The sequence below is a fragment of the Bradyrhizobium sp. USDA 4353 genome (assembly GCF_054063215.1).
Genome location: NZ_JBSSGB010000001.1, coordinates 1707900 through 1732526, shown reverse-complemented (window position 1 = coordinate 1732526; position 24627 = coordinate 1707900). Strand labels below are relative to the sequence as shown.

The 24627-nt window shown below is 66.3% G+C and carries 22 protein-coding genes; 7 read left to right on the top strand and 15 right to left on the bottom strand.

Features of this window, described 5'->3' with window-relative positions; translation table 11 throughout:
* Positions 1-33 precede the first annotated feature (33 nt).
* The gene (locus tag ACVILH_RS07770; protein WP_456712367.1) at positions 34-450 is read left to right on the top strand and encodes a YkvA family protein; all 417 of its coding nucleotides are present in this window, start codon (positions 34-36) and stop codon (positions 448-450) included.
* Between the two features lie 114 nt (positions 451-564).
* Here the strand turns inward: ACVILH_RS07770 and ACVILH_RS07765 are convergent, their stop codons facing one another.
* From ACVILH_RS07765 to ACVILH_RS07755, 3 genes are all read right to left on the bottom strand, one after another.
* Positions 565-1740, bottom strand: a complete 1176-nt coding sequence (locus ACVILH_RS07765; RefSeq protein WP_456712366.1) for a TAXI family TRAP transporter solute-binding subunit — start codon at positions 1738-1740, stop codon at positions 565-567.
* A gap of 146 nt (positions 1741-1886) precedes the next feature.
* On the bottom strand, positions 1887-2885 hold the full coding sequence (locus tag ACVILH_RS07760) for a hypothetical protein (RefSeq protein ID WP_456712365.1): 999 nt from the start codon (positions 2883-2885) through the stop codon (positions 1887-1889).
* 496 nt (positions 2886-3381) lie between these two features.
* Complete coding sequence (locus ACVILH_RS07755; RefSeq protein WP_456712364.1) at positions 3382-4356, bottom strand: NADPH:quinone oxidoreductase family protein; 975 nt, start codon at positions 4354-4356, stop codon at positions 3382-3384.
* Between the two features lie 294 nt (positions 4357-4650).
* Between ACVILH_RS07755 and ACVILH_RS07750 the strand changes: the two genes are divergently transcribed.
* The 5 genes from ACVILH_RS07750 to argG all read left to right on the top strand — a co-directional run bounded on the left by ACVILH_RS07750 (position 4651) and on the right by argG (position 9475).
* Positions 4651-5277 (top strand): invasion associated locus B family protein, encoded by a 627-nt coding sequence (locus ACVILH_RS07750; protein ID WP_456712363.1) that lies wholly within the window; start codon positions 4651-4653, stop codon positions 5275-5277.
* A 111-nt stretch (positions 5278-5388) separates the two neighbouring features.
* Entirely contained in the window at positions 5389-6600 is a 1212-nt protein-coding gene (gene rlmN / locus ACVILH_RS07745) for a 23S rRNA (adenine(2503)-C(2))-methyltransferase RlmN (protein ID WP_456712362.1), read from the top strand.
* A 124-nt stretch (positions 6601-6724) separates the two neighbouring features.
* Positions 6725-7207: a hypothetical protein gene (locus tag ACVILH_RS07740; protein ID WP_456712361.1), complete on the top strand. Its 483-nt coding sequence runs from the start codon at positions 6725-6727 to the stop codon at positions 7205-7207.
* Between the two features lie 39 nt (positions 7208-7246).
* On the top strand, positions 7247-8026 hold the full coding sequence (locus ACVILH_RS07735) for a phosphatase PAP2 family protein (RefSeq protein WP_456712360.1): 780 nt from the start codon (positions 7247-7249) through the stop codon (positions 8024-8026).
* 102 nt (positions 8027-8128) lie between these two features.
* Positions 8129-9475 carry an argininosuccinate synthase gene (argG, locus tag ACVILH_RS07730; RefSeq protein WP_456712359.1) on the top strand — a complete coding sequence of 449 codons (1347 nt, stop codon included), beginning with the start codon at positions 8129-8131 and terminating at the stop codon, positions 9473-9475.
* Positions 9476-9739: 264 nt separating this feature from the next.
* Here the strand turns inward: argG and ACVILH_RS07725 are convergent, their stop codons facing one another.
* The 10 genes from ACVILH_RS07725 to sdhC form a co-directional block, all read right to left on the bottom strand.
* On the bottom strand, positions 9740-11953 hold the full coding sequence (locus ACVILH_RS07725; protein ID WP_456712358.1) for an OmpA family protein: 2214 nt from the start codon (positions 11951-11953) through the stop codon (positions 9740-9742).
* Between the two features lie 244 nt (positions 11954-12197).
* Positions 12198-12416, bottom strand: a complete 219-nt coding sequence (locus ACVILH_RS07720) for a hypothetical protein (protein WP_456712357.1) — start codon at positions 12414-12416, stop codon at positions 12198-12200.
* Positions 12416-12901 carry a pyridoxamine 5'-phosphate oxidase family protein gene (locus tag ACVILH_RS07715; RefSeq protein WP_456712356.1) on the bottom strand — a complete coding sequence of 162 codons (486 nt, stop codon included), beginning with the start codon at positions 12899-12901 and terminating at the stop codon, positions 12416-12418. Before ACVILH_RS07715 ends, ACVILH_RS07720 begins: the two co-directional genes overlap by 1 nt.
* 88 nt (positions 12902-12989) lie before the next feature.
* The gene (locus tag ACVILH_RS07710) at positions 12990-13817 is read right to left on the bottom strand and encodes an FkbM family methyltransferase (RefSeq protein ID WP_456712355.1); all 828 of its coding nucleotides are present in this window, start codon (positions 13815-13817) and stop codon (positions 12990-12992) included.
* A gap of 114 nt (positions 13818-13931) precedes the next feature.
* The gene (locus ACVILH_RS07705) at positions 13932-15887 is read right to left on the bottom strand and encodes an ABC transporter ATP-binding protein/permease (protein ID WP_456712354.1); all 1956 of its coding nucleotides are present in this window, start codon (positions 15885-15887) and stop codon (positions 13932-13934) included.
* A 47-nt stretch (positions 15888-15934) separates the two neighbouring features.
* The gene (locus ACVILH_RS07700; RefSeq protein ID WP_456712353.1) at positions 15935-18097 is read right to left on the bottom strand and encodes an ATP-binding protein; all 2163 of its coding nucleotides are present in this window, start codon (positions 18095-18097) and stop codon (positions 15935-15937) included.
* A 112-nt stretch (positions 18098-18209) separates the two neighbouring features.
* On the bottom strand, positions 18210-18992 hold the full coding sequence (locus ACVILH_RS07695) for a succinate dehydrogenase iron-sulfur subunit (protein ID WP_006613010.1): 783 nt from the start codon (positions 18990-18992) through the stop codon (positions 18210-18212).
* 33 nt (positions 18993-19025) lie between these two features.
* Entirely contained in the window at positions 19026-20864 is a 1839-nt protein-coding gene (gene sdhA / locus ACVILH_RS07690) for a succinate dehydrogenase flavoprotein subunit (protein WP_456712352.1), read from the bottom strand.
* 3 nt (positions 20865-20867) lie between these two features.
* Positions 20868-21242, bottom strand: coding sequence for a succinate dehydrogenase, hydrophobic membrane anchor protein (gene sdhD / locus ACVILH_RS07685; protein WP_456716898.1), 375 nt, complete (start codon positions 21240-21242; stop codon positions 20868-20870).
* A 20-nt stretch (positions 21243-21262) separates the two neighbouring features.
* Positions 21263-21661 (bottom strand): succinate dehydrogenase, cytochrome b556 subunit, encoded by a 399-nt coding sequence (gene sdhC / locus ACVILH_RS07680; protein WP_006613013.1) that lies wholly within the window; start codon positions 21659-21661, stop codon positions 21263-21265.
* Positions 21662-22238: 577 nt separating this feature from the next.
* Here sdhC and ACVILH_RS07675 point away from each other — a divergent pair.
* The gene (locus tag ACVILH_RS07675) at positions 22239-22496 is read left to right on the top strand and encodes a hypothetical protein (RefSeq protein WP_456712351.1); all 258 of its coding nucleotides are present in this window, start codon (positions 22239-22241) and stop codon (positions 22494-22496) included.
* 61 nt (positions 22497-22557) lie between these two features.
* On the opposite strand, the gene ACVILH_RS07670 is transcribed toward ACVILH_RS07675, so the two are convergent.
* Entirely contained in the window at positions 22558-23049 is a 492-nt protein-coding gene (locus ACVILH_RS07670) for a DUF3658 domain-containing protein (RefSeq protein ID WP_456712350.1), read from the bottom strand.
* 22 nt (positions 23050-23071) lie between these two features.
* Positions 23072-24598, bottom strand: coding sequence for a malonate--CoA ligase (locus ACVILH_RS07665; protein ID WP_456712349.1), 1527 nt, complete (start codon positions 24596-24598; stop codon positions 23072-23074).
* Between the last annotated feature and the right edge of the window lie 29 nt (positions 24599-24627).

Genomic DNA, 24627 nt, shown 5'->3' with positions numbered 1-24627 from the left:
CTGCGCGGCGCCTCGCTCTTTGGGGAGACCGATATGGCATCGGGGAGCACCGATTACAGCGTTGGCTTCGAGCCCGCCGACCGGCTGGCGCAGGATCGCGACAGCGTCCGTCGCCGCTTCTGGACCAAGTTCAAGCAGGTCGTGTCCCGGATCCCGTTCGCCGAGGATCTGTTGGCTGCCTATTACTGCGCCTTCGACAAGGAGACGCCGCGGCATGTGCAGGTCGCGCTGCTCGGCGCGCTGGCTTATTTCATCCTGCCTTTCGACTTCCTGCCCGATGTCATGCCGGTGCTCGGCTTCACCGACGACGCCGCCGTGCTGGCCACCGCCATCCGGATGGTCGCGTCGAACATCACGCCGGACCATCGCGCGGCGGCAAAGGCCGCGCTGGCGCGGCTCGACGCGGACAAGACGTTCGATCCGGCAGAGGACGGCGACAAGGCTGGCTGACGACGCATTGCGCGCGGTATAGGCCAACCCCGGACAAGACGTGCATCAACAAAAAAGCCCTGCGTGAGCAGGGCTTTTCTTATGACGTCACGTCGCGCAGATGCGTTGGTCCGCTCAACGCTGCGGTCGCGCCTGGGCGCGGGCGCTGCCGGTCTTCTCGGCTTCCCAGGCCTGGTACTGCTTGAACAGAGCCTCCCGGTCGGCCTCGCTCGGCAGCGCCTTGCCGGCGCTGCTCTGCTTCAGGAAGTCGTCGAAGCGGTCGCGCTGCGCGCCTTCCATCGCATGAGTCTCCAGCCATTTGCTGGCGGCCGGCAGACGCTGCCACCCGGCGAGCGGTGCCGACAGCGAGACTTCCTTCCACTTCGGATGGAAGGGCGGGTTCTGGAACGCCGGGAACTTGGTGAAGAACGCATCGACGAAGGTTGCGAGCTTGCGGTAGCGGTCGGTGTTCGGCGCCCAATTATAGGCTGCGAGCACGGCGGGCACCGCGATCGTATCGACCTTCTCGCCCTCGGCGATCAGGTTCGGATAGTCCTTGGCCGTCAGCGTCGCGGGCAGATAGTCGGTCTGCAACGGGCGGTCATAATCGACATTCACCAGGTGGAAGCGGCCATCATTAACGAAGTTGCTGACCGACTTGTAGGGCTTGCCGCCGACGACGATCACCGCATCGAGCTCGCCGCGCTTCAGCTTCTCCATCGCGATGCGCTGCTCGATGTAGAGGAAGTTGGCGCGCAGGTTGAGGCGTTCGAACACCGTCAGCGCCGTCACGAAGGTGCCGCCGTTCGGCAGGTCGACGCTGACGCGGCGGCCTTCGAGGTCGCGCAGATTGCGCACCGCGCGCGGCGCGATCACCTGCATCTCCTCGTTGTAGAGCTTGGTGACGTAGGTGAACTGGCGCTTGATGTCCTTGGCGAAGCCCTTGCGCTCGAGATAATCCAGCGTGTCGGCGCGGACGACGCCGAGATCGACGCCCTGCAGGAACAGGATGTCGGCGACGCTCTGCACCGAGCCGCGGCCGACGATCGGCAGGACGCGCAGGCTGTTACCGTCGTCGAGCAGCGAAGCGAGGTCGGCGCCGAATTGCACATAGGTGCCGCCGATCGTGCCGGTGATGAGCGTGACCGTATTGGCGTTGAGCGCCTGCTTGGTCTGCACCGAGCCGAACTGGAAGATCGCCTTCAGGCTGTCGCTGACCTTGGCCGGGTCGAATTCGCTTTCTTCGGCGTGGGCGGAAAAACCGCACGCAATCATCATTGCGGCAATGGCCGCTCCAAGAAAACGTCGCATGTATCTCCCTCGATCTAAGGCTGTTGCACGATCGTCGGCCTCAACGCGGGCGCGGCCGACGTGAAGGCGACACCGCGGGTCAGCTCGAGCATCATGCGCAAAATGCGAAAATCGAACGCGGCGGCATCAAGAGCCGTCGCGCCTGCTCAATTCTGCAGCTGATCCAGCCTGCGCTGCGCTTCGGACGAGCCGAGCTGCGCGGCGCGGCGATACCAATTGCGAGCCGCGGCCGGATCGGCATTGATGTTGCGGATGTCCTTGGTTCCCAGAACGTGGGGATCATAGGTCTGCGCCAGCATCAGCGCTGCGGCCGGCTCCTGCGCCTCCGCCGCACGCTCCAGCAGCAGCCGCGCCGAGGGGATGTCGCCGGCGGCGAGCAGTCCCTTGGCGCGCTTCATGATGCCGGCAAGCTCGTCCGGGTCGAGGCGCCGGGCCTGCTGGGCCGGCGGCGGCGCCGCCGTGACCGAGCCGAAGCCCGGGGCCACGATCGCAGCGCCCGCACCTGGCGAGTTGATCGAGGACGGCGCCATGGCCGAGGGCGCGGCTGGCGCAGTCGCCACGCTCGGAGCCGGCGGCGTGGGAGCTCGGTTCTGCAGGGCCGTCTGGTAGGCATTGGCGATGTCGTCACGGCTCGGCGCAACGGCGGCCGTCTGCATCGGGGTTGTCGCCGCCGCTGCCGGCTGCTCGGGCGGCAACCGCACCGGGTCGTTCAACTGCATGTCGCGCGCGGTGAGCTGCGTGCCGCTGTCCTGCGGCGGAGCGGTCGGATCCGGCGCCGAGCCGACCATCGAGGCCTTGGCGCTGGCGATCAGGTCGCGCGTCGCGTCCGAGGTGACCAAGGCAAACAGCACGGCAACACCGGCCGCCGCCACCACCGCGAGCAGAATGCGCGAGGAGACCGACGCCTTGCGGGTCCGGACCGGCCACTGGTCCTCGAACTCGGTGCTCTCGATTTCGTTGCCGCTCTCATATTCGGAGAGGAACATCGGCATCGATTCGTCGTTGGGATAGTGATGATCCTGGGCGGACCGGCCGAATCGGTAATTCGACGGACGCGCCTCGGGGGCATCGTCCGGGAAGGGCCTGAAGTCAGGACCGGGTGGAGATCTGTCGTTGAACTTCCCGCGTGTCGTCCGCTCAGCCATGGCCTTCATCCCCATCTCACTTCACGCAACATACATTTTTAGTCCCGAGCCTGTCAGAAGCTCGAGACGCGTCACGATTGCTAGAGGCACCCCACTGCCGACAACTAATTGACTAATTGAATCCGACTAAAAGTGGACGAGAGCTGGCGCGATTCTGGAAATATTTTGATCTGATTGTGACGACGCACACGCGAATTCGCGTGGCAGCAAAACGAGAAACACCGAAATAACAACGGGCAAGCGCAGGAATTAACCCTGCCACAATGTTCTTGAGTTGCGTTAACCAAGAAACACTCGTTTTCGGAATTTCTGCCTTAGGTTGCAGAAGCCCTCCGGCGGGCAGCGTCATTTTCCGGCGAACGTGCGACTTCCTCGCAACATTTCTGCTCACGTGCAGAGCCAGTCCTACACGACCAGGACGACTGACGAGACTTGCGCGAACCGTACACCGAACAGCTCGGAGCGACATCGCTCCGAGCTGTTCGGTGTGACTTCGTCAGGGATGCAGGATTACCTTGCCCATGGCCTGGCGGCCCGCCAGCACCTTGAGCGCGTCGGCGGTCTGCGCCAGCGGGAAGGTGCGGTCGACATGGGAGGACAGCTTGCCCTCGGCGGTCCACTGCACGAGCTTCTCGAGATTGGCGCGGTTCTTCGCCGGGTTGAGCCGGGTCCAGGCGCCCCAGAACACGCCGCGGATATCGCAGCCCTTCAGCAGCGCCAGGTTGAGCGGCATCTTCGGAATGTCGCCAGCGGCAAAGCCGATCACCAGGAAGCGGCCTTCCCAGGCGATCGAGCGCAGCGCCTGCTCTGCGTAAGAGCCGCCGACCGGATCGAAGATGATGTCGGCGCCCTTGCCGTCGGTCAGCCGGCGCAGGCCTTCCTTCAGATCCTCTTTGGCGTAGTTGAGGGTCAGGCTGGCACCGTGCTGCTTGGCAAAGTCGAGCTTCTCGTCCGAGGAGGCGCAGGCAATCACCTTCAGCCCCATCAGCTTGCCGAGCTCGCACGCCGCAAGTCCGGTGCCGCCGGCGGCGCCGAGCACGGCCAGCGTCTCGCCCGGCTTTGGGCTGGCGCGGTCCTCGAGCGCATGCAGCGCCGTGCCGTAGATGATGATGATGCCGGCGGCGCGGTCGAAATCGAGATTATCGGGGATCTTGACGATCGAGGCGGCAGGCAGCGCGATCTTCTGGCGCGCGCCGTTATGTCCGCAGGACGCGACGACGCGGTCGCCGGCCTTGAGATCCGTCACGCCCTCGCCGACGCTCTCGATGACGCCTGCGACCTCCGCTCCCGGCGAGAACGGGAACGGCGGCTTCATCTGGTACTTCCCCTGGATCATCAGGATGTCGAAGAAGTTCAGCGCCGCAGCCTTGATCGCAATCACGGCCTCCCCGGGACCCGCCACCGGATCGGGCACGTCGGCGAGGACGAGATCGTCGGGCTGGCAGAATTGCGAGCAGAGAATGGCTTTCATGGGCGCTCCTTCAGCTGTTATCCGGATCGTGCCGGGCTTTTGGAACGTCATGCCGGATTTGCACACGCCCGACAATTGCCAAACCGCGGCCGCTGCGAAGAGGTCGTCGGCGAATACCGCCTCTCGGAACAACGAGCGCGATGAACTAGCCGCGGAGCGGTTCACCAGCCCTGTCGATCCGCTTTGCAAGCGAGCCGCGAAGCCGCTATCCCTCGCCCGGACGGTCTGCGAATCCGGGCCATTTTCCAGTCACAATGTTGGTGGAACGAGATCGCGGGGGACGTAAGCTTAATCATGTTGTTTTTGCGATTGTCGACTGCGCTGGCCACCGGCGCGCTCGTGCTCGGAAGCCCGAGCCTTGCCGCCGCTCAGACGGCTGCGCCGAAGGCGCCGCCCAAGGCTTCGCCGGCTCCGCAGCCAAAGGCCGCGCCAAAGGCTGAGGCAAAACCCGCGGTTCCGAGCATCGGCGGTGCGGAACCGACGCTGATTGCTCAGTTCGGCGGCTGGGGCGCATACACCGCGGCTCCCGGCGGCAAGAAGGTCTGCTTCGCGCTCGCCAAGCCGGCCTCGTCGAAGACCACCCCCGCCAATCGTCCGCGTGATCCCGCCTACGCCTTCGTCTCGACCCGCCCCTCCGAGAAGGTGTTCAACGAGGTGTCGATCATGATCGGCTACGCGCTCAAGCCCGGCGCCGACGGATCGCTCGATGTCGGCGGCGCGTCCTATGCGATGTACGCCCAGGGCGACGGGCTCTGGATCAAGAACGCGGCCGAGGAGGAGCGCATGGTCGAGGCCATGCGCAAGGCGCCCGAGGCGGTGGTGAAGGGCGTCTCGGCCAAGGGAACGGAGACCACCGACGTGTTCTCGCTCAAGGGGCTGTCCCAGGCCCTCGACCGCATCGCCCAGGATTGCCGCCGGTAAGCCGGCCTTCGATACCGCTCGTCGCGGGTCGCATTTGCCGGCCGGATCGTTATATAACGCCTGACAACGCCTTCGGCCGCAGCGGCCGGGCAGCATTTTGGGCCCCTGGACATGGCAACGACTGCCGGGCTGCGCGGAGCCGCCGCGCCCCTCGAAAAGACTCCGCTCGAAACCTACGTGCCGCCGGCCAAGCCGTCGCTGATCGGCCAGTCGCGCGCGGAGCTGGCTGCGACGCTCGGCGAGATCGGCGTACCGGAGCGGCAGCAGAAGATGCGGGTGCAGCAGCTCTGGCACTGGCTGTATTTTCGCGGCGCCAAATCCTTCGACGAGATGAGCTCCGTGTCGAAGGACACGCGCAGCGCTCTCGCTGAGCGCTTCACGGTCGACCGCCCCGAGGTCGTCGCCGAGCAGATCTCCAATGACGGCACGCGCAAATGGCTGCTGCGGCTGCCGAGCGGTGACGGCTTGCAGAAGGCGCACGAGGTCGAGTGCGTCTACATTCCCGAGACGGATCGCGGCACACTCTGCGTCTCGTCCCAGGTCGGCTGCACGCTGAACTGTTCGTTCTGCCATACCGGCACGCAGCGGCTGGTGCGCAACCTCACCGCCGGCGAGATCGTCGGTCAGGTGATGGTCGCGCGCGACCGGCTCAACGACTGGGCGGATCGCGAGACGCCGCACGGCAACCGCCTGATCACCAACATCGTGATGATGGGCATGGGCGAGCCGCTGTACAATTTCGACGCGGTGCGCGATGCGCTGCTGATCGTCTCCGACAATGAGGGCATCGGCATCTCCCGCCGCCGTATCACGCTGTCGACGTCCGGCGTGGTGCCGAACATCAAGCGCGCCGGCGAGGAGATCGGCGTGGCCCTGGCGATTTCGCTGCACGCCGTGCGCGACGAGCTGCGCAACGAGCTCGTGCCGCTGAACCGCAAATATCCCATCGCCGAGCTGTTGCAGGCCTGCCGCGACTATCCCGGTGCGTCGAATGCCCGCCGCATCACCTTCGAATATGTGATGCTCAAGGGCGTCAACGATTCGCTCGACGACGCCCGGCTGCTGGTCAAGCTGCTGAAGGGCATTCCGGCCAAGATCAATTTGATCCCGTTCAATCCATGGCCGGGCTCGGCCTATGAATGCTCGGACTGGGAGCAGATCGAGAAATTCTCCGAATACGTCTTCAACGCCGGCTACTCCTCCCCGGTGCGCACCCCGCGCGGCCGCGACATCCTCGCCGCCTGCGGCCAGCTCAAGTCGGAGACGGAGAAGCTGTCGGCCAGGGAGCGCCAGGCGCTGCGCGCGATGGCGATGACGGATTAGGGCCGATGTCGAACGGCATGCTCCGTCATTGCGAGCGAAGCGAAGCAAGCCAGGGCTGACTCGTGACCCTGGATCGCTTCGTCGCTAACGCTCCTCGCGATGACGATCGGGAGATATCTTCGCCATGGCGCTGATCGGCCGGCTGATCGTGATGGCGTTCGCTTTCCTGCTCGCGAGCTTCGTCGCGGGACTGGTCGTAGTGACAGCGATCCTGATCCCGGAATTCTCCGACATCGGCATCGGGCCGATCGACCAGAGCGCGCTCCAGGTTGTCATCGGCTTCGGCTTCATCTTCGTGTCCGGCTTCGCGCTGATCCCGGCGCTGCTGATCGCGCTGATCACCGAGGCGTTCTCGATCCGCAGCGTGCTTGCCTATGCGATCGGCGGCGGCGTGGTCGGTGCGGCCTGCTATCTCGGCCTGGTCCCGTTCGATCCCGACACGTTCCACTTCGAGGGCATCGTCCGCCGCCAGCTCGAGATCCTGACCGGCGCAGGCATCCTCGGCGGCCTGATCTATTGGCTGATCGCCGGCCGCAATGCCGGCCGCTGGCGTGAATCACGGCTTCTGCCCCCGCCTCCGCCGCTCCCGTCGGGATCGCCGCGCTGAGCCTTTCCATCGCCATCCGCTTTCGCTAAACCGCGCGCCATGAACCGCAACGGCCTCTTCATCGCATTGTCGCTCGCGCTCGTCATCGGCGTGCTGTTCGGCGTCTATCCCGAGCTCGACCTCAAGCTGGCCGCGCTGTTCTACGATCCGCACACGCGCAGCTTCCCGCTGAAGCTGGACAGCACTGCCGCATTCGCGCGCGATGCCGCGATGTGGATCGCCTGGGGCCTCGCGCTGCCTTCGATCGTCGCACTGGCGGTGAAGCTGATCCGCCCCGATCGGCCGCTGCTGATCAAGGGCCGGACCGTCGCCTTCCTGCTGCTGACTCTGTCGCTGTCAGCCGGCGTGCTCACCAACTTCACCTTCAAATCCTATTGGGGCCGGCCGCGCCCCGTGGCCGTGACCGAGTTCGGCGGCGACATGCAGTTCGTGCCATATTGGGATCCGCGCGGCGGCTGCGGCCGCAACTGCTCGTTCTTCTCCGGCGAAGGCGCCACCGCGTTCTGGACGCTCGCCCCGGCCGCGCTCACGCCGCCGGCGATCCGCCCCGTCGCCTATGCCGCCGCCGTGCTGTTCGGCCTCGCCACCTCGGTGCTGCGCATGGCGTTCGGCGGCCATTTCTTCACCGACATCTCCGCTGCCGGGCTGGTCACCTTCCTCGTGATCTGGCTCGCTCATGGCTACATCTACCGCTGGCCGTCCACGCGTCTGACGGATGAAGGCGTCGATGCCGCGCTGACTCGCTTCGCCATGCCGGGCTTCCGCCTGATGCGCCGCCTGTTCGGCCGCCGCCAGCCGGACACCAGCCCCGCGGGCTGAGCGCGGCCCAGCCGCCATTAATCGCGTGCCGAGCGGGGAGAAATCTGCTATCCGCGCGCGAATTTCGGAAACGTTTCGGCCATCAACACCGGTTGGACTCCCATGACCACGATCCTCAAAGGCCTGCCTACGGGCGAGAAAGTCGGCATTGCCTTCTCGGGCGGCCTGGACACCAGCGCCGCGCTGCTCTGGATGAAGCAGAAGGGCGCGCGCTGCTTCGCCTACACCGCCAATCTCGGCCAGCCCGACGAGTCCGACTATGACGAAATCCCGCGCAAGGCGATGAGCTTCGGCGCCGAGAAGGCGCGCCTGGTCGATTGCCGCACCCAGCTCGTGCACGAGGGCATCGCCGCGATCCAGTCCGGCGCCTTCCACATCTCGACCGGCGGCGCCACCTACTTCAACACCACGCCGCTCGGCCGCGCCGTCACCGGCACCATGCTGGTCGCCGCGATGAAGGAGGACGGCGTCGACATCTGGGGCGACGGCTCGACCTACAAGGGCAACGACATCGAGCGGTTCTACCGCTACGGCCTGCTGACCAATCCGAACCTCAAGATCTACAAGCCCTGGCTCGACCAGCAATTCATCGACGAGCTCGGCGGCCGCGCCGAGATGTCGGCGTTCCTCACCGCCAACGGCTTCAACTACAAAATGAGCGCCGAGAAGGCGTATTCGACCGACAGCAACCTGCTCGGCGCCACCCACGAGGCCAAGGATCTCGAGAGCCTGTCGAGCGGCATCCGCATCGTCAACCCGATCATGGGCGTGCCGTTCTGGCTCGAGGACTGTGTCGTAAAGGCCGAGACCGTCGTGGTGCGCTTCGAGGAGGGCCAGCCGGTCGCGCTCAACGGCCAGACCTTCACCGATCCGGTGGCGCTGTTCCTGGAAGCCAATGCGATCGGCGGCCGCCATGGCCTGGGGATGTGCGACCAGATCGAGAACCGTATCATCGAGGCCAAGAGCCGCGGCATCTACGAGGCGCCGGGCATGGCGCTGCTGCACATCGCCTATGAGCGGCTGCTGACCGGCATCCACAACGAGGATACGATCGAGCAGTACCGCATCAACGGCCTGCGCCTCGGCCGCCTGCTCTATCAGGGCCGCTGGTTCGACTCGCAGGCTTTGATGCTGCGCGAAACCGCGCAGCGCTGGGTGGCCAGCGCCATCACCGGCGAGGTCACGCTCGAGCTCCGCCGCGGCAACGACTATTCGCTGCTCAACACCGAGAGCCCGAACCTCACCTATCAGCCGGAGCGGCTGAGCATGGAAAAGGTCGAGGACGCCGCCTTCACGCCCGCCGACCGCATCGGCCAGCTCACCATGCGCAACCTCGACATCACCGACACCCGCACCAAGCTGAAGCTCTATTCCGACACCGGCCTGCTGTCGGGCGCGGATGGCACGCAGATCTTCCAGCTCGGCCACGACAAGAGCGACAAGAGCTGAGCGCAACGTCTCGGCACGAGACGCGCACGACACTTACCGCTGTCGTCCCGGCGAAAGCCGGGACCCATAACCACCGAATGACATGGTGAGAGCGGGCTGTGGCTCCAGCCATCGCAAAGCTGGACCCTGTGAGTCTGGGTCCCGGCTCAAGGCCGGGACGACACCGAGGGCGAGGCAGCAACTCGCTTCAACAAGTAGCAGTTTGCCACCAACAAAAATGGCCGGGATCGCTCCCGGCCATTTTCATTTCTGTTAGTCGCTATCTCACCGCGGCGGCGCCACGCCCGGAGGCGGCGGCGGCAGCGCGGCCTGGCCGCCGTTGAGCAGCGGGGTGATGCGGCGGACCGTGACGCGGCGGTTGATGCGGCTCGGTCCTTGGGTCTGCTCCTTCAGGTACTGCTCGCCATAGCCCTGCGAGGTCAGGTTCTCGGCGGGCACGCCGAACTGCTGGGTCAGCAAGGTTGCCACCGATTCGGCGCGGCGATCGGAGAGCGACAAATTGTCGGTCTCGTTGCCGACCGCGTCGGTGTGGCCCTCGATCAGGTAGACCTCGCGCGGATTGCGCTGGATCGCCTGGTTGAGGCCGTCGGCGATGACCTGGAGCTTCGCCACCTGGTCAGGCCCGATCTCCCACGATCCCGTGTCGAACGTGATCGTATTGAGATCGATCGACGGCATCAGCTGGCGCACCGAAGGTGAGTAGCGGACCTCGTCGAGCGAGTAGCGGCGCTGCACGCGCTCCACCGGAGGCGCGATCAGCGTGTCGTAGATGACATCCGGCGGCGCCTCCTCGGCGTCGACGATGTAGCGGTTGTAGGGGATGCGGATCTCCGGCGGCGGCAGATCGACATAGAAGCCGCCGACCGCCTGCGGATCGCGGTAGGTGTTGTCGATGATGATGATCTCGCGGCCGCCGATGTCGCGACGGATGCGGCGCAGCAGCCGGCCGTCGGGTGCGGTGACCGTGACGATTTGGCTGCCATCGGGACGGATCACGACGGTGCGGGTCTCGCCCCGCTCCTGCTGCACGCGAATATCGCGCGCACCATAACGGAAGCGCTCGAGCTCGTCGTGACGCACGAACTCCTGACCGCTCGGGTCGCGCACGATGACGCGGCCCGGCTCGTAGATCACGGTTCGACCGCCCTCTTGCACCTCGCGGCGCTGGGCCCGGAAGTCGTCGAGCCGCTGCGGTCCCGGCATCGGCGCGCCAGGGGCGATCGGCGTGAGCTGCTGCGGAGTCGGCGGCGGCGGCGCGGGAATCGGCGCAGCCACCTGCGGCGGCGGCCGGGTTGCCATCGCAGGCGGTCCGGCGGGCGGCACCGCGCCAGGTCCGGCACCCGGACCAGGACCAGGACCAGGACCGGCTGCGCCAGTAGCCGGAACAGGAGCGGGAGTCGGCGCAGGAGCCGGGACGGTGCCCGGACCGGCACCTTGACCTGGCCCCGCGGGCGGCGGCGGTGCGCCGGGGCCGCCCGGAGGCGTGCCCGGACGGCCGCCGGTCGGCGGAGTGCCGGACACAGGCGGGGTCCCCGGTGCAGGCGTCTGAGCAGCCGGAGGCGTCGCCGGAGCAGGCGGCGTTCCCGGAGCCGGTGCTGTGGTTCCGGACGGCGGGGTCGGCAGCGGACGTGGCGGTGGTCCACCCTGCGGACCGCCGGGAGGCGGCGCGCCTACGCCCGGTCGGCCGGCCGGAGGCTGGCCAGCGCCTGGAGGCGGCGTTTGTCCGGGGGACGGCTGCGGCGAGGGCGCAGCGGCCGGCGGCGGTGAATGCGGGGGCGGATTCGTCGCGGCCGGAGGCGGCGGCGATCCAGGCCTCGGCCCGGGGGCGGCGCCCGGTGCGGGCGGCGGCGCCGGCGTGGCCGCCGGAGGCACGGGCGGAGTCGGACGCGCCGGAGCCGGCGGCGGGGGCGGTGCCGCGGCAGGAGGCGGTGGGGGCGGCGGCGTCGGGCGTGCCGGCTCACGCGGCGCCACGGGTGGCAGCGCGGGGGTATGCACCGGAGGAGCCGCGGCAGGCGGCGGCGGAGGCGTCGGACGCGAGGGCGGAGCAGCCGGCGGCTCGGCGCGCGGCGGCGGCGGAGCCGGACGTGGCGGCTCAGCGCGCGGCGGCTCGGCGCGAGGAGGAGGCGGCGGCGGCGGTGCAGGAGCCGGACGCGGCGCGGCAGCCGGCGGCGGGGGAGGCGGCGGCGGGGCCGGCCGAGGCGCAGCTGCTGGCGGCGGCGGAGGCGCAGGCGGAGCCTGATGCTGAGGCGGAGCCGGCGGAGGGGCGCCAGGCCCCGGGCGCTGCGGCTGGCCCGGAGGTTGGGCGTGCGGCGGCTGCTTCGGTCGGCCGTCGGGGCCGACTTCACCACCCGGTCCGCCGGGCCCGCCTGGTCCCTGGGCCACGATCATCGGCGCGCTCTGCGCGTAGGATGCGGAGTTCGTCAGTTGCATCGCCGACAGCGCGGTCGTCGCAAGCAGCAGAACGCGAAGTTTGCTCATGTGTCTTGGTTTCCCGAAACGTTCTTTTTCAAGCACGGAGTGATCAACGTTTATGCGTTAGGCTGGATTGTGGCGTAGTTCAAATCCGGTCGCGGATTTATTTCGGCACGTTGCAGCCGCCGGATCGCCGCCATTCATGTTTCATTCAGTCTTGAATTTCAAAGGCTTGGCGGAACTCCACGGCAAGAGAGCCGGCCTTGGGGCCAGCTCTCTTCTGTCCATCACGATCAAGGTACGAAGGCGGTCAATCCGTGACCGGACTGGGCGTTGTCGGACCGAGCGGCCCCCGCCCCGGCACCTCGTCGGGCGTTTGGCCCGGTAGCTCGCGCGGCGGCACGGGCGCACCGGGCTCGTACACCGGCGGAGGAATGTCGGGCCTGGGATTGCCGACCGGATCTTCCGGCGGCGGCTCGACCGGATGACCCGGCGTCGCCGGCGGAATCTCGGGCGGCTCGATCGGCATCACATCGCCACCTTGCGATTGTCACCGATGTCGGGGCGCGTGTTGGTCACGGCTGCCGCCGCCATCTTGATGTAGCTGACCACCGTGCCCGGCGAATCCCAATATTCGGCGTCATCGGGCGTGATCTTCAGCAGGCGGATGTTCGGGTCCTCGGCACTGTCCCACCACGCCTTGGCCGTGGTCGTGAACAGCTCGCGGATCTTGGCCCGATCGTTCGAGATCGCCGCAGTGCCGGTCAGCGAGACGTATTTCTGAGCGCCGGCGTCGGCGAAGGACAGATTGACCTGCGGCGAGCGCGCGATCTCCTCGTCCTTGTGGTGGCGCGCGTCGGTGAGGAAATAGATCAGGCCTTCGTCGCGCTCGAGATAGGCGCTCATCGGGCGCGCCCGCAGCTTGTCCCCGTCGCGGGTGACCAGCATGGCGAAAGTGATCTTCTTCATCAGCTCCCAGACGCGATCTTGATCGCGCGTATCATCATGGCTCATAGTGCGCTCCCTGGATGTCAGGGGCGCTAACGCCGCGTCATAGGCGATGTTCCGGAACCCAGGAGATGAAAGCGAGCGGCGCGTTGTCTCAATCGCGCAGCAGCAGCGTGTTGCTGCGCGTGCGGCCGGTCTCGCGATAGCCGCGATGGATCATGTCGGCGAGGCAGTCGCTCTGCCACTCCTGGCGCGACAGATGCTCGATCACGATCGCCCGCGGCCACAGCGTCTCCGGCGCCTCGCGGAAGAAGCAGGTCAGCACGCGGTCTTCGAAGCCCTCGATGTCGATCTTCAGCACGTCGACCTTGGTCGCACCGGCCTGATCCAAAATGGTCTGCAACCGCAACGAGGGGACCTTGAACGCCTCGCCACCGGCGGTGCCGGTCACGATATGGCTGGCGCCGAGATTATCGCCGTCGGTCTCGATCATCACTTCGCCGTCGCTCTCGCCGGCGGCCGCGGCAACCAGCGTCACCTGCGACAGCGCGGATGCATCGCGATTGAAGCGAAGCCGCGCATGGGTGACCGGGTGCGGCTCGACCGCGATCACCAACCCCGTAGGGCCGACATGACGCGCGAGCGGCAACGCGAAGGTCCCGACATTGGCCCCGACATCGACGGCCACACCGCCAACCGGCAGATGGCTGCGCAGAAAATCCAGCTCCTCGCGATTATAGTCGGGATTGAACAGCGCGCCGCGCTCGGTGGCGCTGACCTGGTGATGGAAGCGGAAGCTGGCGCCCTGATAGTGGACATCGAGCGGGCCGGCGCGCAGAAGATTCACGAGCCGCGTCAGCATCGGCCGGAAGGCACCCCGCTTCAGCCCGGAGCCATGCGCCAGGCGGATCACCAGCGCCTGCGCGGCATTCGGAGCGAAGGCCCCGAAGGGCGGCGGCGAGGGATCGTTATCGGGCGTCAAGGTCGGGTCCTGAGATGAGGGCGCCGAGTGATACCCGGTTTTGCGCGGGACTCCAATGCAGGCGGCATGGCCGCAATGTGGTCTCACTGCGACGGCCTGAGGGGCTTGCGGTGGTCACACCGCCTTGCGCTGACGCAGGAAGCGGCCGATCAGGCGGCGCTTGCCCTTGCGAGGAATGAGATCGATGTCGCTGACCAGCTTGGCGCCGCCCTTGCGCCGCTCCAGCACGATCTTGCGGCTGTGAAACGCCTCGAGCTCGGCCCGATGCGCGACGCTGACGATGGTGGCCTTCGGCAGCTCGCTCGTCGCCATCTGCATCATCTTGTCCTGGCTCTTCTCGTCGAGCGCCGACGTCGCCTCGTCGAGCACGACGATGTCAGGGCTATGCAGCAGCAGGCGCGCGAAGGCCAAGCGCTGCTTCTCGCCGCCGGAGAGCGTCTGATCCCACGGCGCTTCCTCCTCGATGCGGTCCTTGAGATGATCGAGGCCGACCTTGTGCAGGGCTTCGCCGACCTGCTCGACGCTCCAATCCTCTGCGGCGCCGGGATAGGCTACCGCGCGGCGCAGGGTGCCCGAGGGCACGTAGGGCCGCTGCGGCAGCATGAACAGCCGGCGGTCGGGATGGAAGTTGATGCTGCCGCCGCCCCACGGCCACAGGCCGGCAATCGCGCGCACCAGCGTGCTCTTGCCCGTCCCGGATTCGCCGGCGACCAGCAGCCGCTCGCCGCGATCGACCACGACCTCGGTCTCGCCCACCACGGCCGTGCCGTCGTCGAGCGTGACCGAGAGATCGTTCAGGCTCAGCATCGCCTCGCCCGTCGTCTCGCCGCGCTTGATGCGGCCGATGCCGTCGCCGCGCTCGGCGCGCTCCAGCGCATCGAGCGACATCATCAGCGAGGCGATGCGGCGCGCACAGGCATTCCAGTCGGCGAGGCGCGGATAGTTGTCGACCAGCCAGCCGAACGCCGTCTGCACGATCGTGAACGCGCTCGCCGCCTGCATCACCTGGCCGAGCGTCATGCTGCCGTCGAGGAATTTCGGCGCGCACAACAATAGCGGAATGACGGGTGCGATGAGGCCCGATCCCTGCGACACCAGCGTGGTGCGCATGTGCTGGCCTGCAAGCCGAGCCCATTGCTGCAGCACATTGCCGAACGTCCGGTCGATGCCGGCGCGCTCCTCGGTCTCGCCGCCGAGCAGCGCGATGCTCTCGCCGTTCTCGCGGACGCGGGTCAAGGTGTAGCGGAAGTCGGCCTCGGCCTGGTTCTTGTCTTCCGAGGTCTGCACGAAGCGGCGACCGATCGTCATGATCGAGCCGGAGGCGATTGCGGCATAGACAATGGCGGCAATCACCAGGAAGCCGGGAATGGTCAGCTCGGTGCCGCCGAGATGCAAGGTCAGCGCACCGCCGATGGTCCAGAGCACGACGATGAAGGTCGCGGCGGACAGCAGCGCCGAGGTCACACCGGCAACGAAGTCGACCGGCGAGTCGGTGGCGATGCGCAGATCCTCTGCGATGCGGTATTCGGGATTCTTGTGGTCGCCGCTGACCAGGTTGAGCTGGTAGTAGCGACCGCTGGTGAGCCAGCGCGTGATGACGCTGTTGGTCAGCCAGGCGCGCCAGCGCCGCTGGATCGCCATCCGCGCATAGACCTGCGCCACCGCGAGCACGATGCTGCCGATCGCGAGCGGGAAGAAGATCGCGGTGAGATGAAACATCGTCCCTGCATCGCGTTTCTCGATCGCATCGAAGATCGAGCGATTCCAGACGTTGATGCCATATTGGAAGACGACGGTGCCGACGATCAGGACGAGCAGTCCGAGGGTGAACGGCCAGGCGAGGCGGTCGCCGGACTTGCCCCAAAACCCCCGGGCGCTGATCCAGAACCGCGTCAGCAGATAGCGCTTGCGGACCTGCTCGGCCTCTTCCGGCGTCAGCTCGGGGTCCGGCTCCACCACCTCGGGCGGCGGCGGCTCGACCTGGTCGCCGTTCTCGGCGGCGATCTCGATGATCGGCGCCTTCACGGGCTCCGATGCGACGGGCCGCTCGATGTCCTGGATCTGTCCCATGTCGCGATAACCGGAACCCAAGTAGAAGGTTCCGGGCGAGTTCCGCATCAGAGTGATCTCAGAGCACCGCCCGAGTTCGGCGCCACCGGCGGGGCCCGATGCAGCGGCACGGGCACGACCCTGTGCAGCACGCGCGACAATTCCTCGATCGAATAGGGCTTGCGCAGCAGCTCGAATCCGTTGGTGCCTTGCTGCGCCAGCACGTGGCTGTAGCCGCTGGCGAGCACCACGGGGATGTTGAGCTCGAGCCGGCGGATCTCCTCGGCCAGCTCGAGGCCCGTCATTCCGGGCATGACGACATCGGTGAACACCACATCGAACCGGCTGGCGCCGTCGATCAGCTCCTCCAGAGCGTCCCGCGCGTTGTCGACCAGCGTGGTGAGATAGCCGAGCTCGGCCAGGGCCTCGGTAGCGGACCGACCGACATCGATATTGTCCTCGACCACCAGCACCGCCATGCCGCGGCCGCTGATCGGCGCGGCGTGCCCGCCGGCTTCGCTGCACTGGTCCTGGGGCGGCGCGACGCGCGGCAGATAGAGCGTGAAGGTCGCGCCCTTGCCGACGTCGCTGACCACGCCGATCTCGCCGCCGGACTGCTTGGCGAATCCGAACACCTGAGACAGGCCGAGGCCGGTACCCTGCCCGATCGTCTTGGTGGTGAAGAACGGCTCGAAGATCCGGCTGACCTGATCCCGCGGAATGCCCACACCAGTATCTTGCACGACGACGGCAACATAGCCGAGCGGCGGGCGCTCATGCGTTGCGGCCGGGGTCGGCAGATCCGATGCGGCTGCGACCGTGATGCTGAGCAGGCCTTGGCCGGCCATGGCGTCGCGGGCGTTGACGGCCATGTTGATCAGCGCCGTCTCGAACTGGCCGGCATCGGCGTTGACGTAGCAGGGCTCGTCCGGCACCGCCGTCACGACCTCGATGCGCGAGCCGACGAGGGTCTTGGTCATGTCGCGCAGGGTCAGGACGCTGCGGCCGATGTCGAACACCTCCGGCTTCAAGCCCTGCCGGCGCGCGAAAGCCAGGAGCTGCGATGTCAGCTTGGAGGCGCGTGCGACCGTGTCCGAGATCGCATCGATGTAGCGCTGGCGGCGTTCGTCGGAGAGGTTGGGCCGTCGCAGCAGGTCGGCCGAGGCGCGGATCACCGTCAGCAGATTGTTGAAGTCGTGCGCGACGCCGCCGGTGAGCTGGCCCAGCGCCTCCATGCGCTGGCCGTGCTTCCGCGCGTTCTCGGCCTCCAGGCGGCGCGCGGCCTCGACGTAGAAGTGTTCGGTCCGCCGCTTGGCGAGGGCGAGAAAGACGATCAGCAGCGCCGTGGCCGGAATGCCGAAGATCAGATGCCGCCCCATCGTCGAGAGCCAGCGGTTGCGGATGGTGGCGGTGTCCATTCCAGCCGAGACATAGACCGGATAGCCGGCGAGACGCTGATAGCCCACACGCCGCTCGGTGCCGTCGATCGGCGAGATCTCGGTGACCAGCTGCTCGGTATCCGCCGCACTCGCCGGAATGTCGTTCAGCGCCGGACCGGCGCTTCGCTCGGCCACGGGGAAGCGCGCGAGCGTCAGCCCGTCGAAGCGACGCAGCGCGAAGGAGCTGCCGGGGGCGCGGCCGATCCGGGCGTAGAAGTGCTCGAAATAGTCCGGCAGCACCGAAGCCTGCACGACGCCGGTGAAGCTGCCGTCGTCGGATTGACGGCGGCGGCTGATGCTGAAGAACGCCGCGCCCTGATAGGGAGTCCGCGGGATCAAAGTCGCGCCGATGAAGGTGCCGATGCTGTTCTTGACGTGGGCGCTGAAGTAGTCGCGGTCCGCGAACGACATGTCCGGGGCCGGGTCGATCATGCTGTTGACCAGCGGCCGGCCATCGGCGTCGAACACCCAGGCGGACTTCATCTGCGGCAGCGAGTCCGACAATTGGCGAAGCCGTGCGTGCAGCGTCTGCTCGCGTGCCTTGATCTCAGCGTCGGTGAGATCGCGAACGATCTCGTCGATCTCGGACAGGCTGCGGTCGATCGTCTCGAACACCTTGAGCGCATGCTCGTGGACGATCTCGAGCGAGCGGCTGATCTCGCGGTCGGCCTCCTCGCTGGTCGTGCCGTAGGAGACGTAGGCTGCGACTACGAACAGCGCAACAGGCAGCGCCAGCGACGCGACCATCATCCAGCGCAGCATTGTCAGCGATTTGCGTTGTGCGGTCTGCACGGTCGCTCCGGCCCAAAGGGCTGAGAGCTTAACGCAACCGGCGTCAGCTACAAAGGAGATGCGCCCGGAAGTTCTGCCGGTTCCGGGCGCATCATGTCTAACTGTCGCCCGGTCAGATCTGCCGCTCGACCAGCTTCAGCTTCAGCTCGGCGATCGCCTCGGCCGGGTTGAGCCCCTTCGGGCAGGCCTTGGCGCAGTTCATGATGGTGTGGCAGCGATAGAGCCGGAACGGATCCTCGAGATTGTCGAGCCGCTCGCCGGTGGCCTCATCGCGGCTGTCCTTGACCCAGCGCGTCGCCTGCAGCAGCGCGGCGGGTCCGAGATAACGCTCGCTGTTCCACCAATAGCTCGGGCACGAGGTCGAGCAGCAGGCGCACAGGATGCACTCGTAGAGACCGTCGAGCTTCTCGCGGTCCTCGTGGGTCTGCTTCCATTCCTTCTGCGGCGTCGGCGTGGTGGTCTTCAGCCACGGCTCGATCGAGGCGTATTGCGCATAGAAGTTGGTGAGGTCCGGCACGAGATCCTTCACCACCGGCTGGTGCGGCAGCGGGTTGATCTTGACCGCGCCGTCCTTCACGTCGTGCATCGAGCGGGTGCAGGCGAGCGTGTTCTGGCCGTCGATGTTCATCGCGCAGGAGCCGCACACGCCTTCGCGGCAGGAGCGGCGGAAGGTCAGCGACGGATCGATGTGGTTCTTGATCCAGATCAGGCCGTCGAGCACCATCGGACCGCAATCATTGACGTCGACATAATAGGTGTCGACGCTCGGATTCTTGCCGTCGTCCGGATTCCAGCGATAGACCTTGAACTCGCGGACTTCGGTGGCGCCGGCCGGCTTCGGCCAGGTCTTGCCGCCGGTGATCTGCGAATTCTTCGGAAGTGCGAACTCAGCCATTTCGGGAGGCCTTCTTGGTTATGACTGCAGGACTCAGTACACGCGCGCCTTCGGCGGGATGTACTGCACGTCGTTGGTCATGGTGTAGTTGTGCACCGGGCGGAAATCGATCGTGGTCTTGCCGTCCTTGTTGTCGATCCACGCCAGCGTGTGCTTCATCCAGTTCTTGTCGTCGCGATCCGGGAAGTCCTCGCGCGCATGGGCGCCGCGGCTCTCGGTGCGATTGACCGCGGAGTCCATGGTCACGACCGCCTGGGCGATGAGGTTGTCGAACTCCAGGGTCTCGATCAGGTCGGAATTCCACACCAGCGAGCGGTCGGACACGGCGATGTCACCGATGCCGCCATACACCTTGTGAATGAGGTTATGGCCTTCCTGCAGAACTTCGCCGGTGCGGAACACGGCGCAGTTGGTCTGCATCACGTGCTGCATGCTCTCGCGCAGCTTCGCGGTCGGCGTGCCGCCGGAGGCGTAGCGATAATGATCGAGCCGGCTGAGCGCCTTGTCGGCGGAGTCCTTCGGCAGATCCGGCTGCTTGCCGTTCGGCGTCAGCTTCTCGGCGAGCCGCAGCGCAGCCGCACGACCGAACACCACGAGGTCGATCAGCGAGTTGGAGCCGAGACGGTTGGCGCCGTGCACCGACACGCAGGCCGCCTCGCCCACCGCCATCAGGCCGGGGACGATCGCGTTGTCGTCGCCATCCTTCTTGGTCAGCACCTCGGCATGATAGTTCGTCGGGATGCCGCCCATGTTGTAGTGCACCGTCGGCACGATCGGGATCGGCTCGCGGGTGACGTCGACATTGGCGAAGATCTTGGCCGATTCGGAAATGCCCGGCAGGCGCTCCTGCAGCACCTTCGGATCGAGATGATCGAGATGCAGGAAGATGTGGTCCTTCTTCTTGCCGACGCCGCGGCCTTCGCGGATCTCGATGGTCATCGCGCGCGAGACGACGTCGCGCGAGGCGAGGTCCTTCGCCGACGGCGCATAGCGCTCCATGAAGCGCTCGCCCTCGGAATTGACGAGATAGCCGCCTTCGCCGCGCGCGCCTTCGGTCACCAGGCAGCCCGAGCCGTAGATGCCGGTCGGGTGGAACTGCACGAACTCCATGTCTTGCAGCGGCAGGCCGGCGCGCAGCGCCATGCCGCCGCCGTCACCGGTGCAGGTGTGCGCCGAGGTGCAGGACGCGTAGGCACGGCCGTAGCCGCCGGTCGCCAGGATCGTGGTTTGGGCGCGGAAGCGATGCAGCGTGCCGTCGTCCATGCGCAGCGCGATCACGCCGCGGCAGGTGCCCTGATCGTCCATGATCAGGTCGATGGCGAAATACTCGATGAAGAACTCAGCCGCATGGCGCAGCGACTGGCCATACATCGTGTGCAGCATCGCGTGGCCGGTGCGGTCCGCGGCGGCGCAAGTGCGCTGCGCCTGGCCCTTGCCGTAGTCCATGGTCATGCCGCCGAACGGGCGCTGATAGATCTTGCCGTCCTCGGTGCGCGAGAACGGCACGCCCCAATGCTCGAGCTCATAGACCGCGTCGGGCGCGTTGCGCACCATGTATTCGATCGCGTCCTGGTCGCCGAGCCAGTCCGACCCCTTGACGGTGTCGTACATGTGCCAGCGCCAGTCGTCCTGGTGCATGTTGCCGAGCGAGGCCGAGATGCCGCCCTGCGCCGCCACGGTATGCGAGCGGGTCGGAAACACCTTGGTGATGCAGGCCGTGCGCAGGCCCGCTTCGCTGCAACCGACCACCGCGCGCAAGCCCGCGCCGCCGGCGCCGACCACGACGACGTCGTAGGTGTGGTCCTCGATCGGATAGGCTTTTCCGTTCGTCGCGGGCGCGCCGTTCGCGCTGCCATTTGCTCCGCCGGCCATTCGCTAGACTCCAGTGGACAGTTTGATGAGGGCGTAGATCGAGGCGATTGCCACGGTCACCGAGAAGAAGTTGTTAGCCATGATGGCGACGAGCTTCAGCGGCTCGTTATGCACGTAGTCCTCGATGATCACCTGCATGCCGATCTTCATGTGCCAGCAGCTGGCCGCCACGAACAGCAGCATGATCAGCGCGATCGGCAGCGAGCCGAGGATCTGAGCAGCACCCGCCTGGTTGCGGCCGAGCAGCATGATCACGACGACGACGACCGGCACGATCAGCAAGGTCATCGCGACCGCCGTGATGCGCTGACGCCAGAAATCACCGGTGCCGGAGTGCGCGGCGCCGAGATTGCGGACGCGGCCCAGCGGGGTCCGCATCGATTTTCCGCGTGCGTTGCTCATCGTCCACCTCCGACGGCGTAGGCCACGATCCACACCAGAACGGTCAAGGAGATGCCGCCGATCAGTGCGCCCCAGGTCAAAGTCTCACGCTCGCTCGGCTTGAAGCCGTAGCCGAGGTCCCAGACGAAGTGACGGATACCGGACAGCAGATGGTGCAGCAGCGCCCAGGTGTAGCCGAACACGATCAGGCGGCCGAGGAAGCTACCCATGAAGCCCTGGACATAGGAATAGGCGCTGGGGCCGGACGCGGCGGCGATCAACCACCAGGCCAGCAGCAGCGTCCCGAAATACAGTGCAACACCGGTGGCGCGATGGACGATCGACAGGATCATCGTCAGCGTCCAACGGTAGGTTTGCAGATGCGGCGAAAGCGGTCGTTCGATCCTGGCTGTCATTGGTTGCTTTGATGATTTCTTGTGGGCCGTGAACGGAAGGGGCTTGCGGCCGTGTGGATCGGCAAGGCGGGCTTTATTTACGGAGAAGGAACAGGGCTTGCAACGGACAAATGGCCCGAAACCGAACAGCGATTCAGTACTACGGCAGCAGTGAAAAAGGATCAATGGCCGTCGTGGTATACCAGAGCCATCCGACCTCACCATGTCGCGAATTGCTATTCACTTTTAGCTCCTCACGCTGACCCAAACGAACCGATGGCACTAGTAAATAACGCAGATCGTAGTGCATTGATTCACCGCTTAACTACGGCCTCGACCACGCCGGTTTCGCCTGAAGAAGGGGCTGCGAGCCGTCGAATCTGCAGGGCTGACCGGACAGATTCGCGGGACGAATCTGCAGGCGCCAGCGCCGTCGGTGGCTCAGCTTCCCGAGAGCAAGTCGGCGGCGATGCGACGTGTTCCTGCAGCGGGATGTCCGTATCTTGCCGCTGGTCGATTTTGCCGCATGTCGGGCATGGGCGGCGTCGCCTAGTCTGCGGCGAGACGCGATCAAAAAAACGCGCTGCAGGGAGGTCCGATGCCCGTTCCCACGGTCCGGCCGACGATCACGGAACGCCCCGCGGCGCTGCCGGTGCGCAATGCGTCCTCGCAGCAACCGGCCGAAGAGCCGTTGACCTGCGTCCTCGGCTTTACGGCTGCCGGGCTGTTCGCTGCCTGCCTCGCGATCGCCATCCAGCACGATATCGCCTGGCTGGCCGTGTTGAAGCTCGTGGTGATCTGCGCGGCGCCGCCGCTGGCGGCGCTGGCGGGGCTCAAGATCGCGCGACGGCGTTAAGTCCCCCGGGTGCGGACGGCGCAACATTGCCTGACATGATCGGGCGCTCGTCATGCGCATACTATCCATCTGAGCTAGGCAGCCGCACCTCGCTGGCGCGCCACCTGCGAAGATCGCCCTGGTGGTCGATGCGGCCAGCCTCTGCCAGCGCGCGGATCCGTGCTGCGACAATGTCGAGCGAGACAAAGAGCTGCTCGCAGCGCCCGGAGGCCATCGCGAGGATCATTGCAGTCTTCCGCCAATCAGGCTTCAGCAGCGAAAAGATCAGATCGTCGAGCTCGGACTCGGCGACCCCCGGCGGCAGGCTGACCTCGTCCCAGCTCAGCACATGCGCCGTCGGCACGGACTCGAGCCACACCGTCAAGTCGGGATGCCGTTCGTTGATGTATTCGAACAGATCGAAATAGAGCTGCGACGACACGCCAGCTAGCCGGTCGGTCAGAGCTTGGCGATCTGTCTCACCGAGATCGGCGATGGCCGCCCCGGCCCGTCCGAGCGCGCGCGAGGCGTCGAGCAGATGACGCAGGATCGCCTCGGCCTGCTCGCGCGTCATCCGCCCCGTCATCGCTTGTCGGTCACTTCGTATAGATGTCCTTGTACTGATCACGCAGCACGTTCTTCTGCACCTTGCCCATGGTGTTGCGCGGCAGCTCCTCGACCACGAAGACGCGCTTGGGCATCTTGAATTTCGCGAGCCGGCCGTCGAGGCCCTTGAGCACGCTGGCCTCGTTTACGTCGGCGCCGGGATGCTTCACGACCACGGCCGTGACGCCCTCGCCGAAATCGGCATGCGGCACGCCGATGACAGCGGATTCGACCACGCCCGGCATGGCGTCGATCTCGCTCTCGATCTCCTTCGGATAGACGTTGAAGCCGCCGGAGATCACGAGATCCTTGCCGCGGCCGACGATGTGGACGTAGCCTTGGGGATCGATCTTGCCGAGGTCGCCGGTGATGAAGAAGCCGTCGTCGCGGAATTCGGACTTGGTCTTCTCCGGCATCCGCCAATAGCCCTTGAACACGTTCGGGCCCTTCACCTCGATCATGCCGATGTCGTCGCGCGCGAGCTCCTTGCCCGTCTCGGGATCGGTCACGCGCACGGACACGCCGGGGAGCGGGAAGCCGACCGCACCGGGGACGCGCTCGCCCTCATAGGGGTTCGAGGTGTTCATGTTGGTCTCGGTCATGCCGTAGCGCTCGAGCACCGCGTGGCCGGTGCGCGCGAACCATTCGCGATGGGTATCGGCGAGCAGCGGGGCCGAGCCGGAGATGAAGAGACGCATGTGGCTGGTCGTCTCCTTCGACAGCCGCGGATTCTGCAACAGCCGCGTGTAGAAGGTCGGCACGCCCATCAGCACCGTGGCGCGTGCCATCAAATTGATGATCAGGTCCGGATCGAGCTTCGGCAGGAAGATCATCGACGCGCGGGCGAACAGCGTGACGTTGCTCGCTACGAACAGGCCGTGGGTGTGGTAGATCGGCAGCGCGTGGATCAGCACATCGTCCTTGGTGAAGCGCCAGTAGTCGATCAGGGTCAGCGAGTTCGAGGCGAGATTGTCGTGGCTCAGCATCGCGCCCTTGGAACGGCCGGTGGTGCCGGACGTGTAGAGAATCGCGGCGAGATCGTCCGAGGTGCGCGTCACGGTGGTGAACGCGGTGTCGGCCTTGTCGGCCGCGTCGGTCAAGGAGCCCTTGCCGGACGCATCGAGCGTCTCGACCTTGGCGCCGACCTTCGCCGCGAGCGCGCCGATGCCCTCGGCTTTCGACGGATCGCACACCACGACGGTCGGCTCAGCATCGCCGATGAAATAATCCAGCTCATTGAGCGTGTAGGCCGTGTTGAGCGGCAGATACACGCCGCCGGCGCGCACGGTGGCGAGATAGAGCACGAGACCGGACACCGACTTCTCGGTCTGCGCCGCGACGCGATCGCCCGGCTTCACGCCACGCGCCACCAGCACGTTGGCCATCTGGCCCGCGCGCGCGACCAGGTCGCCATAGGTGATGCGCTGGCCGTCATGGGTCTCGATCGCGAGGCGGCTGGGATCGTCGAGACCGTCGAACAGGCGGGAGAACAGATTGGCGTTGGCGGCGTGGTTCATGCAACATTCCCCTGGAGCCGTGGCCGGCC

Coding starts and splice junctions, on each gene's coding strand:
- ACVILH_RS07750 (WP_456712363.1), top strand. CDS start 4,651: ATGTTGTTTTTGCGATTGTCGACTGCGCTGGCCACCGGCGCGCTCGTG.
- sdhA (WP_456712352.1), bottom strand. CDS start 20,864: ATGGCCGGCGGAGCAAATGGCAGCGCGAACGGCGCGCCCGCGACGAAC.
- ACVILH_RS07715 (WP_456712356.1), bottom strand. CDS start 12,901: ATGAGCCATGATGATACGCGCGATCAAGATCGCGTCTGGGAGCTGATG.
- ACVILH_RS07720 (WP_456712357.1), bottom strand. CDS start 12,416: ATGCCGATCGAGCCGCCCGAGATTCCGCCGGCGACGCCGGGTCATCCG.
- ACVILH_RS07705 (WP_456712354.1), bottom strand. CDS start 15,887: ATGGGACAGATCCAGGACATCGAGCGGCCCGTCGCATCGGAGCCCGTG.
- argG (WP_456712359.1), top strand. CDS start 8,129: ATGACCACGATCCTCAAAGGCCTGCCTACGGGCGAGAAAGTCGGCATT.
- rlmN (WP_456712362.1), top strand. CDS start 5,389: ATGGCAACGACTGCCGGGCTGCGCGGAGCCGCCGCGCCCCTCGAAAAG.
- sdhC (WP_006613013.1), bottom strand. CDS start 21,661: ATGACAGCCAGGATCGAACGACCGCTTTCGCCGCATCTGCAAACCTAC.
- ACVILH_RS07695 (WP_006613010.1), bottom strand. CDS start 18,992: ATGGCTGAGTTCGCACTTCCGAAGAATTCGCAGATCACCGGCGGCAAG.
- ACVILH_RS07670 (WP_456712350.1), bottom strand. CDS start 23,049: ATGACGCGCGAGCAGGCCGAGGCGATCCTGCGTCATCTGCTCGACGCC.
- ACVILH_RS07675 (WP_456712351.1), top strand. CDS start 22,239: ATGCCCGTTCCCACGGTCCGGCCGACGATCACGGAACGCCCCGCGGCG.
- sdhD (WP_456716898.1), bottom strand. CDS start 21,242: ATGCGGACCCCGCTGGGCCGCGTCCGCAATCTCGGCGCCGCGCACTCC.
- ACVILH_RS07740 (WP_456712361.1), top strand. CDS start 6,725: ATGGCGCTGATCGGCCGGCTGATCGTGATGGCGTTCGCTTTCCTGCTC.
- ACVILH_RS07765 (WP_456712366.1), bottom strand. CDS start 1,740: ATGCGACGTTTTCTTGGAGCGGCCATTGCCGCAATGATGATTGCGTGC.
- ACVILH_RS07755 (WP_456712364.1), bottom strand. CDS start 4,356: ATGAAAGCCATTCTCTGCTCGCAATTCTGCCAGCCCGACGATCTCGTC.
- ACVILH_RS07760 (WP_456712365.1), bottom strand. CDS start 2,885: ATGGCTGAGCGGACGACACGCGGGAAGTTCAACGACAGATCTCCACCC.
- ACVILH_RS07725 (WP_456712358.1), bottom strand. CDS start 11,953: ATGAGCAAACTTCGCGTTCTGCTGCTTGCGACGACCGCGCTGTCGGCG.
- ACVILH_RS07665 (WP_456712349.1), bottom strand. CDS start 24,598: ATGAACCACGCCGCCAACGCCAATCTGTTCTCCCGCCTGTTCGACGGT.
- ACVILH_RS07735 (WP_456712360.1), top strand. CDS start 7,247: ATGAACCGCAACGGCCTCTTCATCGCATTGTCGCTCGCGCTCGTCATC.
- ACVILH_RS07770 (WP_456712367.1), top strand. CDS start 34: ATGGCATCGGGGAGCACCGATTACAGCGTTGGCTTCGAGCCCGCCGAC.